This window comes from Herbidospora galbida, from assembly GCF_005233835.1.
Classification (GTDB): domain Bacteria; phylum Actinomycetota; class Actinomycetes; order Streptosporangiales; family Streptosporangiaceae; genus Herbidospora; species Herbidospora galbida.
This window is the reverse complement of sequence record NZ_SZQA01000002.1, coordinates 110,025-123,090: the sequence shown is the minus strand read 5'-3', so window position 1 is coordinate 123,090 and position 13,066 is coordinate 110,025. Positions and strand designations below refer to the sequence as shown.

The following is a 13,066-nucleotide window of genomic DNA, read 5'->3' as shown; positions in this document are numbered from 1 at the left end:
CTCAGTAGCGCTTCGCCCGAGTCATGCTGTACCACGCGAAAGCGGGGTCCCGTGAAGTTTCTGGGAATCAACGCCATATTCCATGATCCTTCGGCGGCGCTGGTCGTCGACGGACGTATCGTCGCCGCCGCCGAGGAAGAGCGCTTCAGCCGGAGGAAGCACGGCAAACGCCCGGTCGCCTTCTCCGCCTGGGAACTGCCCGAGATGGCCGCCGCGTGGTGCCTGGAGGAAGCCGGTCTGCGGCCCGAGGACCTCGACGGAGTGGCCTACTCCTACGACCCGGCCCTGGTCGTGCCGGGCGGTCCGGGCCAGGACCGGGGCTGGGAGTCTTTGCGCACCACCTATGCCCAGCGCGCGCCGAACTTCCTGGCCAGCGCGCTGCCGGGGCTCGACCCGGCCCAGGTCGGCTACGTACCGCATCACGTCGCCCACGCGGCGTCGGCCGGGCTCGCCGCGCCCTTCGGCGACTGCGCGGTCCTGGTGTGCGACGGGCGGGGCGAGGCGGTCTCCCATCTGTCCGGCGTCTATGTGGACGGCGAGCTGACCGTCCTGGCCGCGCAGGAACTGCCGCACTCTCTCGGGCTCATGTACGAGGAGGTCACCGAGCACCTCGGCTTCCTGCGGTCGAGCGACGAGTACAAGGTCATGGCGATGGCGTCGTACGGCACGCCGAAGCATCTGCCGGTCTTCCGTGATCTGGTGGGCGCGACCGGTGACGGCGGCTTCCACGTCGGCCCGATCGACTGGAACGTGTTCGCCAAGCAGCTGCGGCGCGGCGACCCCTGGTCGGCCGAGCACGCCGACCTGGCGGCGAGCGTCCAGGCCCGGCTGGAAGAGGTGCTGCTCGAGCTGGCCTGCTGGTTGCACGAGCGCACCGGCATGGACCGGCTCGCCCTGGCCGGCGGCGTCGCGCTGAACTGCGTGGCCAACACCCGGCTTTTCGAGCAGGGGCCGTTCCGGGAGGTGTGGGCGCAACCTGCCGCCGGCGATTCGGGGACGGCGCTGGGAGGCGCGCTCCACCTGGCCAGGGCCCACGGCGAACCGGTGGCGGCGATGCCGGGGGCCGATCTCGGCAGGGGGTTCGGCGAGGCCGAACTCGCCGCGTGGCTCGACATCGCCCAGGTGCCGTACACGCGCCCGCCCGACATCGCGGTCGCGGTGGCCGACGCGCTGGCGCAGGACCGGATCGTGGCCTGGTTCCAGGGTCGCAGCGAGTACGGGCCCCGCGCCCTGGGCCGCCGTTCTCTGCTGGCCCACCCGGGCAACCCGCGCAACACCGAGCGGCTCAACGACGTGAAGGGCCGGGAACAGTTCCGGCCGGTGGCGCCCATGGTGCTGGAGCATCGAGCCGCCGAGCTCTTCTCCCGGGGGCCGGTGCCCAGTCCGTACATGCTGTTCGTGCACGACGTCGCCCCGGCCTGGCGGGGGCGGATCCCCGCCGTCGTCCACGTGGACGGGACCGCCCGCATCCAGACGGTCTCGGCCGGACGGGATCGGCTGCTCGCCGCGATGCTGAACGCCTTCGAGTCGCTGACCGGGCTGCCCGTGGTCGTCAACACCTCGCTGAACACGGCCGGGCGGCCCATGGTCGACGACCCGCGCGACGCCCTGGAGTGCTTCGGGTCGGCGCCGGTCGACGTGCTGGCCCTGGGGCCCTATCTGGTGCGGCGGTCGGTATGACGGATCTCTCGATCACGGTGGTGATCCCCACCGTGGGGCGGGACAGCCTGGGTGCCGTCCTGGCGGCGATGCCCGAGGGCATGCGGGTGATCGTCGTGGACGACCGTCCCGGCGCGGCTCCCCTGCCGATGGGTGACCTGGCGGCCGACGTCACGGTGATCGCCTCCGGCGGGCGCGGACCGGCGGCCGCCAGGAACCGGGGATGGCGCGCGGCCTCCGCGGAGTGGGTGGTGTTCCTCGACGACGACGTGGTCCCCGCACCGGGCTGGGCCGACGCGCTCGACGGCGATCTCCGTGAGCTGCCGCCTGAAGTGGCGGGGTCGCAGGGGCGGATCGTCGTCCCCCTCGACCCGGGCCGGCGGCCGAGCGACGCCGAGCGCAACACGGCCGGACTGGCCACCGCCGAATGGATCACCGCCGACATGGCCTACCGGCGGTCGGCCCTGGCCGGCGCGGGCGGCTTCGACGAGCGGTTTCCCCGCGCCTACCGGGAGGACGCCGACCTGGCGCTGCGCCTGACGGCGGCCGGTCACCGCCTCGTGAGGGGAGAGCGGACGACCGTCCATCCGGTGCGGGACGACGGGTTCTGGGCGAGCGTGCGGCGGCAGCGGGGCAACGCCGACGACGCGCTGATGCGCCGGGTCCACGGCCCCGGGTGGCGGTCCCGGGTGGGCGGCTCCGGCCGGTTGGGCCGTCACGTGCTCACCACGGCGTTCGGGGTCGCCGCGATCGGGTCGGCCGTGCTGGCCCGGCGCGCCTGGTGGGTGCCCGCCGTGGCTTTCGCGGGGTGGGCCGGGCTCACCGCCGAATTCGCCTGGACGCGGATCGCGCCGGGGCCGCGTACCGCGCAGGAGGTGATCCGCATGGTGGCGACCAGCGTGCTCATCCCGCCCGCCGCGTGCCTCCACCGCCTGCGCGGCGAACTACTGCTGAGGGGAGACCGCCTGTGCATCCGCACCTGATCGACCTGAGCGACGTGCTGACCCGGCTGGCCGACGAGACGATCCGGATCCGGATGTGGGGCCGCAAGCTGGCCGGGGTCCTCGACGACGGCGGGCGGCTGCTGGCCTGCGGCAACGGCGGATCGGCGGCCGAGGCGCAGCACCTGACGGCCGAACTCGTCGGGCGGTTCCGCACCGACCGCCGCGCCTACGCCGCCATCCCGCTGCACGCCGACACCTCCTCGGTGACGGCGATCGTCAACGACTACGGCCCGGACGAGGTGTTCGCCCGCCAGGTCGAGGCCCACGGACGGCCCGGCGACGTGCTGATCTGCCTGTCCACCAGCGGCGCCAGCCCGAACGTACTGGCCGCCGCCCGCGCCGCCCGCGACCACGGCCTGATGACCTGGGCGTTCACCGGCCCACCGCCCAACGACCTGGCCTGCCTGAGCGACGACGCGATCATGATCCCGTCGGCCAGCCCGGCCGTGGTGCAGGAAGTGCATCTGGTGATGGTGCATCTGCTCTGCGAGGCGATCGAGGAGGCGCTGCCATGACCGGTCCCCTCGTCGTGATCGGCGACACCCTGCTCGACTGCGATCTCGACGGGCGCAGCGAGCGGGTCGCGCCCGACTCCGGCGCGCCCGTCGTCGAGGACGTCTTCGAACGCGTAAGGCCGGGCGGGGCCGGGCTGGCGGCGCTCCTGGCGGCGGCCGACGGCGCGGAGGTCGTGCTGATCACGCCGATCGGCGACGACCCGGACGGCCGCCTGCTGCACCGGATGCTGAGCCGCCACCTGTTCGTCGTCCCGCTTCCGATGCGCGGCACGACCGTGCGCAAGACCCGCATCAGAGCCGGTGGCGCCACGCTGACCCGCGTCGACTCCGGCGACGGCGTGGCCGCCGGACTGACCGAAGGCGCGGTGGCGGCCCTGGGCCAGGCCGGGACGATCCTGGTCTCCGACTACGGGCGCGGCACCGCCGACCTGGTGACCGGCCTGCTGCCCGCGCTCCGCCGGTCGACGGGCACCCCCGTGGTGTGGGATCCCCATCCGCGCGGCCCGCTGCCGCCGCCGGGGTGCACGCTGGTGACGCCCAACCTCACCGAGACGGCCGCGATGACCGGGGCCGGCGAACCGGCGACGGCCGCCTACCGCCTGCTCACCATGCTGGACGGCGAGGCGGTCGCGATCACGCTGGGAGCCGGAGGGGCCTTCTTCCGCTCCCCAGAGCAGGCGTTCCCGGTGCCGGTGGTGCGGCCGGTCACCGGCGGCGACACCTGCGGCGCCGGCGACCGGTTCGCCGCGTCCGCCGCCACCGGCCTGCTCGGCGGGGCCGTCGCCGCCGAGGCCGTCCGGACCGCGACCGAGGCGGCCTCCCGGTTCGTCGCCGGAGGAGGCGCCTCGTCCGTCCGGACCGGCGGCGCCGACGAGGGCGTGAACGCCTTCCGCCTCGCCGACCGGGTCCGCCGCTCCGGCGGCCGGGTGGTCGCCACCGGCGGCTGCTTCGACCTGCTGCACGCCGGGCACGTCAGCCTCCTGCGCCGGGCCAGGCGACTGGGCGACCTGCTGATCGTGTGTCTCAACTCCGACCTGTCGGTACGCCGGCTCAAAGGAGCCGGCCGGCCCGTCTGCGGCCAGAGCGACCGGATGGCGGTGCTGGCCGCGCTCGAGGACGTGGACGGCGTCGTGATCTTCGACGAGGACACGCCGGCCGACGCCATCAGGGCCCTGCGCCCGCACATCTGGGTCAAGGGCTCCGACTACGGCGGCCGGGAGTTGCCGGAATCGGCGGTGCTCGCCGAACTCGGAGCCGAGTCGGTGCTGCTGGAGACGGTGCCCGGCCGCTCCACCACCCGACTGATCACCGCAGCCCGTACCACGGGCGTGACCGCCTGAAAGGACCGACGATGCTGGGAAACATCCTGATCACCGGAGGCGCGTCGGGTCTCGGCCTGGCGACCGCCAAGGCCGTGGCCAAAGCGGGCGGCCGGCCGCTCGTCATCGACCGTGCCGCGCCCGACGACGACCTTGAGCACATCAGGGCCGATCTGGCCGACGGCGCGGCGACCGCCGCCGCCGTGCGGTCGCTGGCCGACCGGGCCGGTGGGCTCGACGGGGTCTTCACCGCGGCCGGCACCGACTCCTGCGGCGCTCTCGCCGACGTCCCCGCCGAAGACTGGGAGCGGGTCGTCAAGGTCAACCTCTTCGGCACGGCCGCCGTGGTGCGGGCCGCGCTGCCCTACCTGACGGAGAGCCGGGGAAGGGTGGTGACCTGCGCGTCCACGCTCGGAATCAAGGCCGTCGGCGACGCCACGGCCTACTGCGCCAGCAAGTTCGGCGTGGTCGGCTTCACCCGCGCGCTCGCGGCCGAGCTGGCCGGGAAGGTGGGCGTGACGATGCTGATCCCCGGCGGCATGAGCACCCACTTCTTCGACGACCGGCCCGAGCAGTACAGACCGGGACCCGACGCCCAGTTGAACCGGGCCGAGGACGTCGCCGAGACCGTCGTCTTCGCGCTGTCCCAGCCCCCCGGGTGTGAGATCAGGGAACTGGTGGTCGCCCACTCGATGGAGACCTCGTGGCCCTAGACCTGCTGGTGCTCCGGGGACTCGGGCTCGGCGACCTGCTGACGGGACTTCCCGCGCTGCGCGCCCTGCGGAGGGCCTTCCCGGGGCACCGTCTGGTCCTGGCCGCGCCCACGACGTACCGGGAGATCCTGGGCGGCGAGGTGGACGCGTGGCTCGACGTCTCCGGACCGGGACCGGTGCCGCTCGACACCTGTGACATCGCCGTCAACCTGCACGGGCGGGGGCCCCAGAGCGTCGCGGCGCTGCGGGCCGTCGGGCCGCGCCTGCTGATGAGCCACACGACCGGCCCACCTTGGGATCCCGGCGTCCACGAGGTCACCCGGTGGTGCGACCTGCTCCGCTGGTACGGCCTCGACGCCGATCCCGCGGACCTCCGGCTGGGGTCGGGCGGCCGGACCGGGCCCGTCGTCATCCATCCCGGCGCGGCTTCGGCGGCCCGGCGCTGGCCGCCGGACCGCTTCGCCGAGGTGGCGACGTGGCTGCACGGCGCGGGATGGCCCGTGGTGGTGACGGCCGGCCCGGGAGAGGGCGCGCTGGCGGAGCAGGCCGCCGGGCCCGAGGGCGTGGCGCTCGCACCGACCCTTCGTGAGCTGGCCGGGCTCGTTCGCGGCGCACGGCTGCTGATCTGCGGCGACACGGGGGTGGCCCACCTGGCCAGTGCGTTCGGGACGCCGTCCGTGGTGCTGTTCGGGCCCACCCCGCCCGTTCTGTGGGGGCCGCCGCCGGGGCCCCACCACGTGCTGTGGCACGGCCGCACCGGCGACCCGCACGGCCGGGCACCCGACCCCGGGCTCCTGGAGATCACGATCGACGAGGTGCTGGGCGCGGCCCGGGACCTGCTGGAAGTGAGGGTGACATGAGGGTCGTGGTGACCGGCGGGGCCGGATTCCTGGGGTCGTATCTGTGCGAGCGGCTGATCGGCCGGGGTGACGAGGTGATCTGCCTGGACAACCTGCTCACCGGAAACCCCGACAACGTCGCCCACCTCATGGAACACCCGGGATTCCGGCTCGTCGACTGTGACGTCACGGGCTTCGTGCACGTGTCGGGTCCCGTCGACCTCGTCCTGCACTTCGCCTCGGCGGCCTCCCCCGCCGACTACCTCGCCTACCCCGTCGAGACGCTCAAGGTCGGCAGCCTCGGCACCCACCGCGCGCTCGGCCTGGCCAGGGAGAAGGGCGCCCGGTTCCTGCTGGCCTCCACCAGCGAGGTCTACGGCGACCCCTTCGAACATCCCCAGCGCGAGGACTACTGGGGCAACGTCAACCCCGTCGGCCCCCGCAGCGTGTACGACGAGGCCAAGCGCTTCGCCGAATCGCTCACGACGGCCTACCGGCAGTCCCAGGGCGTCGACACGGCGATCGTCCGGATCTTCAACACCTACGGGCCCCGGATGCGGCCGTTCGACGGGCGGGCGATCCCCACGTTCATCCGCCAGGCCCTCACCGGAGAGGCCATCACCGTCACGGGCGACGGCGACCAGACCCGGTCGATCTGCTACGTCCAGGACACGGTCGACGGCATCCTCGCGCTGGCCGACAGCGACTTCCCCGGCCCGGTCAACATCGGCAACCCGGCCGAGCTGACCATGATCGAACTGGCCCGCCTGATCCGCGACCTGGCCGGCTCCACCTCTGCCGTCAGCTACATCGGCCGCCCGGTCGACGACCCGCGTCGACGCTGCCCGGACACCTCGCTGGCCGCCGACCGGCTGGGCTGGCGGCCACGCGTCCCCGCCACCGAGGGCCTGCGCCGCACGATCAGATGGTTCGCCGAGGAGCTGGCGCCGCTGAAGGGCTGACTCACAGGCAGTCGGCCGCCGGGACGAGTTCGGCCCGCATGTTCCGCTCCATCATCCGCAACGCCGCAGCCCCGAGGTCTTCATGGATCGCAGCCACGCCGTCGACCGCCACCCGTACCGAGAAGTCGCGCACGTAGGCGTCGAGGGCGCTGTAGAGCACGCACTGCTCGGTGACCTGACCGGCCAGCACCACCGTCTCGATGCGCTCGCGATGCAGGGCGTATTCCAGCGCCGTGCCGTAGAAGACGCTGTGCCGCACCTTCTGCAGGAAGGCACAGCCGTCCGGCGGCAGGAGCGGTTCGACCAGGTCGGGACGCTTCCCGGCCAACGCACGCCGCACCAGGTCGTCGCGGGTGGCGTTGAAGTCGCCCTGGTTGTCGTTGACGAAGAACAACTCCGCGTCGGTCCGGACGGCCTTCTCGATCAGCCCGGCGAGAGGCTCGACCACCCGCTCCACGTTCGCCACGAGCGCATCGGCGTCGTCGTGATCGTAGGCGTTCAGCATGTCCATCACGACGACCGCGACAGAACCGCTCACGATGCCTCCTTAGGGTCAGTCAGCCATTCTTCTCCTTTTTCAGCGCCAATCAGCGTGAAACGCCGACAAAGGAATGACCTGCTGCCATGAAATTCAGAGCAATAGAACAGATATTCCCGATGTTTCACACTAAATACGCCGGATATGGCCCTATGTAATTCGACCACTCACACTCCGGGGGGCTCAGGTGCGATCTGATCATGTACTGCTGGCCCGTCTCGACAGCGTGGGAGACGTCCTGCTCACCGGTCCCGCCGTACGGGCCGTCGCGGCGGGCGCGGCACGGGTGACCCTGCTGGCGGGTCCACGGGGGCGGGCCGCCGCCGAGCTGCTGCCGGGGGTCGACCGCGTGCTCGAGTGGCCGGCGCCCTGGATCGAGCCCGACCCCGGCCCCGTCGACCCTGACCAGCTGAACCTGCTGGTCAAGATGGTGGAGGACGTCGACCGGGCACTGATCTTCACCTCCTTCCACCAGTCGCCGCTCCCGCTGGCGCTGTTGCTGCGGATGGCGCGGATCCCATGGATCGGCGCGATCAGCGTCGACTACCCCGGCTCGCTCCTGGATCTGCGGCACCAGGTGCCCGACGACATCCCCGAGCCCGAGCGCGCCCTCAGCCTGACCACCGCCGCCGGCTATCCGCCGGTCGGTTCGTCTCTGTCCGTACGGGGCCCGCTCCCCGAGCCGGATCTGCCCTCCGGCTATCTCGTCGTCCATCCGGGCACGTCGGTGCCCGCCCGCGCCTGGCCGCCGGGCCACTGCGCCGCCCTCGTCGAGCTGCTCACCGGGCACGGCCACCGGGTCGTGGTCACGGGCTCCCCCGGCGAGCGGGAACTGACCGCCCGGGTGGCCGGGCGGCACGGGATCGATCTGGGCGGCCGGACCACCCTGGCCGAACTGGCCGGAGCGCTGGCGGGGGCGCGGGTCGTCGTGGCGGGCAACACCGGCCCGGCCCACCTCGCCGCCGCCGTGGGAACCCCGGTGGTGTCGCTGTTCGCGCCGACCGTGCCCGCCGTGCGCTGGGCTCCCTATGGAGTACGCCGCCGGGTGCTCGGCGACCAGCGGGCGGCCTGCGCCGACACCCGGGCCACGGTCTGCCCGTTGCTGGGGCATCCGTGCCTGAGCTCGGTCACTCCCGACCAGGTCCATCAGGCGATCATGGAGGTCATGCGGTGAGAATCCTGGTCTGGCACGTGCACGGCTCGTGGATGACCGCCTTCGTCCACGGCCCTCACGACTACCTGGTCCCGGTGACGCCGGACCGGGGCCCCGACGGCCGGGGCCGCGCCCTCACCTACGCCTGGCCGGACAACGCCCGCGAGGTCACTCCCGACCGGCTCCGCGACGAGGACGTGGACGTCGTGGTGCTGCAGCGCCCTCAGGACGCCGACCTGGCCCGCCGGTGGCTGGGCCGCGACGTCCCGGCGGTCTACGTCGAGCACAACACCCCGCCCGACGTGCGCACGCGCCATCCCATGGCCGAGAGCGGCGTGCCGATCGTGCACGTCACCCACTTCAACCGGCTCTTCTGGGACAACGGCCGGGCCGCCACCACGGTGATCGAGCACGGGATCCCGGACCCCGGCCACCGCTACACCGGCGAACTGCCCCGCGCCGCCGCCGTGATCAACGAGCCCGTGCGGAGGACCAGGGTGGCCGGAACCGACCTGCTGTCCCTGTTCGCCCCCGTCGACCTCTTCGGCATCGGCACCGACGACTTGGAGAACGGCCAGGGCGACCTCCCCCACGACCGCATGCTGACCGAACTGGCCCGGCGGCGGGTCTACGTCCACCCCTATCGCTGGACGTCATTGGGACTGTCCCTGCTGGAGGCGATGACCATGGGGATGCCGGTGGTGACGGTGGCCTCCACCGAGGCGGTCGAGGCCGTGCCGCCGGACGCCGGAGCACTGTCCACCGATCCCGCCCGGCTCGCAAGGGCGGCGCGGGCGCTGCTCGACGACCCGGAACTCGCCCGTCAGACCGGGAAGGCGGCCCGCGCGGCGGCGCTCGAACGGTACGGCCTGGCCCGGTTCCTCGCGGACTGGGACCGGCTGCTGAAGGAGGTCGCGCGATGAGGATCGCCATGGTCTCCGAGCACGCCAGCCCGCTCGCCGCCCTGGGCAGCCCGGACGCGGGAGGTCAGAACGTCCATGTGGCGGCCCTGGCGACCGCCGTGGCCGCACTCGGTCACGAGGTGACCGTCTACACCCGGCGCGACGATCCCCGGACGCCGCAGCGGGTGCCGTTCGCGCCGGGGGTGACGGTGGCGCACGTCCCGGCCGGGCCGCCGGCGCCGATCCCGAAGGACGACATCCTGCCCTGGGTGCCGAGGTTCGCCGAATGGCTGCGGGAACAGTGGACCTTCGACCGCCCGGACGTGGCCCACAGCCACTTCTGGATGAGCGGGCTCGCCACCCTCGACGCCGCCCGGCGGCTGGGCATCCCGTTCGCCCACACCTACCACGCCCTCGGCACGGTCAAGCGCCGCCACCAGGGCGCCGTGGACACCAGCCCGGCCGGCCGCATCGCCGCCGAGACGGCCATCGGCCACCGCGCCGACGTGATCGTCTCGACCTGTCCCGACGAGGTGGACGAGCTGGTCAGAATGGGCATCGCCCGGCACCGCACCCAGGTGGTGCCGTGCGGCGTGGACCTGGACCGTTTCCATCCCGGCGTACCGCCCGCCGAACGGCCCGACCGACCCCGCTTGCTGTCGATCGGACGGCTGGTGCCCCGCAAGGGCGTGGACACGATCATCGCGGCCCTGCCGTACCTGCCCGGCGTGGAGCTCGTGGTGGGCGGCGGGCTGCCCCTCGCCGACCTGCACCGCGACGAGGAGGCGACCCGCCTGCGCGCGACGGCCGACCGGCTGGGCGTGGCCGACCGGGTGATCTTCACCGGCCAGGTGGCCAGGGACGACGTACCGGGCCTGATGCGCTCGGCCACCGCAGTGGTGTGCGTGCCCTGGTACGAGCCCTTCGGCATGGTCGTCCTGGAGGCGATGGCCTGCGGGGTGCCGGTGATCGCCTCCGCCGTGGGAGGCCAGCAGGACACCGTGGTGGACGGGGTCACCGGCCTGCTGGTCGCCCCCCGCCGTCCGGAGTCACTGGCCGAGGCGGTCGGCCGGCTGCTGGACGACCCGGCCCGATCCGCGGCCTACGGCATCGCGGGGGCCGACCGGGCGAGCGCACGTTACAGCTGGGACCGCGTCGCCCGCGAAACCGTCGCCGCCTACCGGCAGGCCATGCGCCGAAGGGAGAGAACCGCTTCATGACACGGAACCGGGCGCCCCTACCCCCGGTGCCGCCTCAATCCCAGTAGTTGAACAGCAGCTGCCCAAGGATCGCGGGCTTCCAGTAGGCGATCTCCCTGCGTTCCGCCGCGTCGAGATCTGAGGTATCGATCAAGCCGATGGGGGTCTCCAACTCGTCCCTGGTCAGGAGCCGGAAGGTCCCCGACGCCCTCAGCGCTTTCTCAAGGCCATGAGGGCTGTCGACGAAGACGACATCACCTGTCGGCACCTCGGCGATCGCGACAACCGGTAGGTGCACGCGACCCAGCACCCCGACGGTCGACTCTCCGCACTTCATCACAGCGGTGTGGAAGTTGGGCGTGACGACGGGTGGCGTGATCTCCAGAACTTTGCCGCGCACGAGCCGAGCGGCCTCGTAGCAGGCCGAGGCGAAGGCTCGCGCATCCGTCACCTGCAGTGGCTCCGTCCCGTGATCTCGGAACCCCGTCGCACCTCGCGGCAGGCGAGTGACGTCGGAGCTTCTCTCATTCGCCATCGGCACTCCTGAAGGGACCGGGTGCCACGAGGTCAGATGTGGCCAGCGACCGCGCCTGCCGGACTCTGACCCGGACCTCGCCGCCCACAGCGGGAAGCTCGGTGGCGAGCAGGTCACCAGGGTGCAGGCAGGTCAGCGGGCCCGCAGACGTGTCGACGTCGACGCGGGTGGCGACGCCGAGCGCGACCGTCCGGCGCAGGGTTCCGGTCACCGTCCACGCGTCATCGCTTTCGACCACGCCGTGGAGGGCGAGCTGGGTGTGCTCGGGTCGGGCCACGACGGTGTGCGGGCCGCCGGTGAGAGTCGGGGGGAGGAGGTTGGTGTAGCCGAGCAGCCGGGCGGTGTCGGGGTCGCCGGGGCGGTCGAGCACCTCGGCGGTCGGGCCGTGCTGGCGGATGCGGCCGTCGATCAGCAGGGCGGTGTCCTCGGCCAGGGCGAGGGCCTCGTGGCGGTCGTGGGTGACCAGGATCGTAGCGGTCGGCTGCCCTGTCAGTGCGGCGCGCAGGTCGGCCAGCAGGTCGGCGCGGGTGGTGCTGTCGAGTCCGCTGAACGGCTCGTCGAGCAGCAGCACGCGGGGGGCGACCGCCAGTGCGCGGGTGATGCTGACCCGCTGGGCCTCGCCTATGGACAGGCTGCGGGCGTCTCGGTCGACGAGGGGTTCGAGGCCGAGCGCTTCGATCCACGGCCGGGCGCGGGTGCGGGCCTCGCGGTGGCTCATGCCGCGGAAGCGCAGGCCGGTGATGACGTTGGCGGCCACGGTGCCGCGGCGCATGATCGGGCGTTGCAGGACGGCCACGACCGCGTCGCGCATCTGCGACCGCGTCGCGGGGCGGCCGTCGAGCAGGATCTCTCCGCTGACGCGGTGGCTGCTGACGTGGCCCAGTGCGCGCAGCAGGGTGGACTTGCCGGCGCCGTTGGGGCCCAGCACGGCCAGTGTGCGTCCCGACGCCACGTCCAGCTCCGGCACGTTGAGCAACTCCCTGCGGGCGGCGTACACGCGCAGGTTCCGGCAGCCGATTCCGGTGCTCATCGCGGGACCGTCTGCCGTTGCTGGATCAGGGTCAGTGACAGGTTCACGCAGAACGCGATCAGCAGCAGGATCAGGCCGAACGCGATCGCGAGCGAGAACTGGCCCCGGCTGGTGGCCAGCACGGCGGCGGTGGTCAGCACGCGGGTCTGTCCGGCCAGGTTGCCGCCGACCATCTGCGCGGCGCCGACTTCGCTCACCACCGCGCCGAACGCGGCCATCGCGGCGGCCAGCAGCGGCAACCTGGCTTCGCCCAGGAGCGCGGCGAAGGCGCGGATCGGGGTTGCTCCGAGAGCCTGCATCTGTACTCGGAAGTCGGGGTCGACCTGTTGCAGGGCGGCCGCGACCAGGGCGATCACGATGGGGGTGGCGATCGCGGACTGGGCGATGATCATCGCGGTCGGGGTGTAGAGCAGCCCGAGACCGCCGACCGGTCCGCTGCGCCACAGCAGGACGGTGACGAACAGGCCGACCACCACCGGCGGCATGCCCATCCCGGTGTTCACCGCCGCCAGGGCGAGCCGCCGGCCCGGGAAACGGGCCAGTGCGACGGTCGCCCCCAGCGGCAGTCCCACCAGCAGGGCGATCGCGGTCGCGGTCAGCGAGACGCGCAGGGTCAGCGCGGTGATCGACCAGCTGTCCTGGTCGCCGGTGAGCAACAGCCTGACGGCGTCGACGAGCCCGTTGAACAGCACGTCCAT

13 protein-coding genes and 1 pseudogene are annotated in these 13,066 nt (G+C 72.8%); 10 read left to right on the top strand and 4 right to left on the bottom strand.

All coding sequences use genetic code 11. The features are described 5' to 3' along the window. Nucleotides 1–51: 51 nt before the first annotated feature. From FDA94_RS03435 to FDA94_RS03405, 7 genes are read left to right on the top strand one after another with little or no spacing between them, the layout of a single operon-like run. Nucleotides 52–1,680, top strand: coding sequence for a carbamoyltransferase family protein (locus FDA94_RS03435; protein WP_137245571.1), 1,629 nt, complete (start codon nucleotides 52–54; stop codon nucleotides 1,678–1,680). Then, complete coding sequence (locus FDA94_RS39815; protein ID WP_137245570.1) at nucleotides 1,677–2,642, top strand: glycosyltransferase family 2 protein; 966 nt, start codon at nucleotides 1,677–1,679, stop codon at nucleotides 2,640–2,642. The genes FDA94_RS03435 and FDA94_RS39815 overlap by 4 nt, the downstream gene beginning before the upstream one ends. Further along, on the top strand, nucleotides 2,627–3,178 hold the full coding sequence (locus FDA94_RS39810; RefSeq protein ID WP_212735171.1) for a D-sedoheptulose-7-phosphate isomerase: 552 nt from the start codon (nucleotides 2,627–2,629) through the stop codon (nucleotides 3,176–3,178). Before FDA94_RS39815 ends, FDA94_RS39810 begins: the two co-directional genes overlap by 16 nt. After that, on the top strand, nucleotides 3,175–4,518 hold the full coding sequence (locus FDA94_RS03420) for a PfkB family carbohydrate kinase (RefSeq protein WP_137245568.1): 1,344 nt from the start codon (nucleotides 3,175–3,177) through the stop codon (nucleotides 4,516–4,518). Before FDA94_RS39810 ends, FDA94_RS03420 begins: the two co-directional genes overlap by 4 nt. A gap of 11 nt (nucleotides 4,519–4,529) precedes the next feature. Next, entirely contained in the window at nucleotides 4,530–5,210 is a 681-nt protein-coding gene (locus tag FDA94_RS03415; protein ID WP_137245567.1) for an SDR family oxidoreductase, read from the top strand. Continuing rightward, nucleotides 5,201–6,070 carry a glycosyltransferase family 9 protein gene (locus FDA94_RS03410; protein ID WP_137245566.1) on the top strand — a complete coding sequence of 290 codons (870 nt, stop codon included), beginning with the start codon at nucleotides 5,201–5,203 and terminating at the stop codon, nucleotides 6,068–6,070. Before FDA94_RS03415 ends, FDA94_RS03410 begins: the two co-directional genes overlap by 10 nt. Beyond that, nucleotides 6,067–7,011: a UDP-glucuronic acid decarboxylase family protein gene (locus tag FDA94_RS03405; protein WP_137245565.1), complete on the top strand. Its 945-nt coding sequence runs from the start codon at nucleotides 6,067–6,069 to the stop codon at nucleotides 7,009–7,011. Before FDA94_RS03410 ends, FDA94_RS03405 begins: the two co-directional genes overlap by 4 nt. Before the next feature lies 1 nt (nucleotide 7,012). On the opposite strand, the gene FDA94_RS03400 is transcribed toward FDA94_RS03405, so the two are convergent. Beyond that, nucleotides 7,013–7,549 (bottom strand): cysteine hydrolase family protein, encoded by a 537-nt coding sequence (locus FDA94_RS03400; RefSeq protein ID WP_246059492.1) that lies wholly within the window; start codon nucleotides 7,547–7,549, stop codon nucleotides 7,013–7,015. Between the two features lie 187 nt (nucleotides 7,550–7,736). On the opposite strand from FDA94_RS03400, the gene FDA94_RS03395 reads away from it, so the two are divergent. Genes FDA94_RS03395 through FDA94_RS03385 form a run of 3 tightly spaced genes read left to right on the top strand, consistent with a single transcriptional unit; the run spans nucleotide 7,737 to nucleotide 10,824 of the window. Further along, on the top strand, nucleotides 7,737–8,723 hold the full coding sequence (locus FDA94_RS03395) for a glycosyltransferase family 9 protein (protein WP_212735170.1): 987 nt from the start codon (nucleotides 7,737–7,739) through the stop codon (nucleotides 8,721–8,723). Beyond that, entirely contained in the window at nucleotides 8,720–9,625 is a 906-nt protein-coding gene (locus tag FDA94_RS03390; RefSeq protein ID WP_137245564.1) for a glycosyltransferase, read from the top strand. Before FDA94_RS03395 ends, FDA94_RS03390 begins: the two co-directional genes overlap by 4 nt. After that, complete coding sequence (locus tag FDA94_RS03385) at nucleotides 9,622–10,824, top strand: glycosyltransferase (protein WP_137245563.1); 1,203 nt, start codon at nucleotides 9,622–9,624, stop codon at nucleotides 10,822–10,824. The genes FDA94_RS03390 and FDA94_RS03385 overlap by 4 nt, the downstream gene beginning before the upstream one ends. A gap of 34 nt (nucleotides 10,825–10,858) precedes the next feature. Here the strand turns inward: FDA94_RS03385 and FDA94_RS03380 are convergent, their stop codons facing one another. From FDA94_RS03380 to FDA94_RS03370, 3 genes and pseudogenes are all read right to left on the bottom strand, one after another. Beyond that, nucleotides 10,859–11,338: a hypothetical protein gene (locus FDA94_RS03380; RefSeq protein ID WP_137245562.1), complete on the bottom strand. Its 480-nt coding sequence runs from the start codon at nucleotides 11,336–11,338 to the stop codon at nucleotides 10,859–10,861. Then, a pseudogene (locus FDA94_RS03375) lies at nucleotides 11,328–12,311 on the bottom strand (ABC transporter ATP-binding protein); the annotation flags it as partial. The pseudogene FDA94_RS03375 and the gene FDA94_RS03380, both read right to left, overlap by 11 nt. A 53-nt stretch (nucleotides 12,312–12,364) precedes the next feature. Further along, nucleotides 12,365–13,066 carry an ABC transporter permease gene (locus FDA94_RS03370; RefSeq protein WP_137245560.1) on the bottom strand — a complete coding sequence of 234 codons (702 nt, stop codon included), beginning with the start codon at nucleotides 13,064–13,066 and terminating at the stop codon, nucleotides 12,365–12,367.

What these genes read in the sequence shown, in the direction of transcription:
- FDA94_RS03405 (WP_137245565.1), top strand. Translation starts at nt 6,067, where the DNA reads ATGAGGGTCGTGGTGACCGGCGGGGCCGGATTCCTGGGGTCGTATCTG.
- FDA94_RS39815 (WP_137245570.1), top strand. Translation starts at nt 1,677, where the DNA reads ATGACGGATCTCTCGATCACGGTGGTGATCCCCACCGTGGGGCGGGAC.
- FDA94_RS03380 (WP_137245562.1), bottom strand. Translation starts at nt 11,338, where the DNA reads ATGGCGAATGAGAGAAGCTCCGACGTCACTCGCCTGCCGCGAGGTGCG.
- FDA94_RS03420 (WP_137245568.1), top strand. Translation starts at nt 3,175, where the DNA reads ATGACCGGTCCCCTCGTCGTGATCGGCGACACCCTGCTCGACTGCGAT.
- FDA94_RS03370 (WP_137245560.1), bottom strand. Translation starts at nt 13,066, where the DNA reads ATGGACGTGCTGTTCAACGGGCTCGTCGACGCCGTCAGGCTGTTGCTC.
- FDA94_RS03385 (WP_137245563.1), top strand. Translation starts at nt 9,622, where the DNA reads ATGAGGATCGCCATGGTCTCCGAGCACGCCAGCCCGCTCGCCGCCCTG.
- FDA94_RS03415 (WP_137245567.1), top strand. Translation starts at nt 4,530, where the DNA reads ATGCTGGGAAACATCCTGATCACCGGAGGCGCGTCGGGTCTCGGCCTG.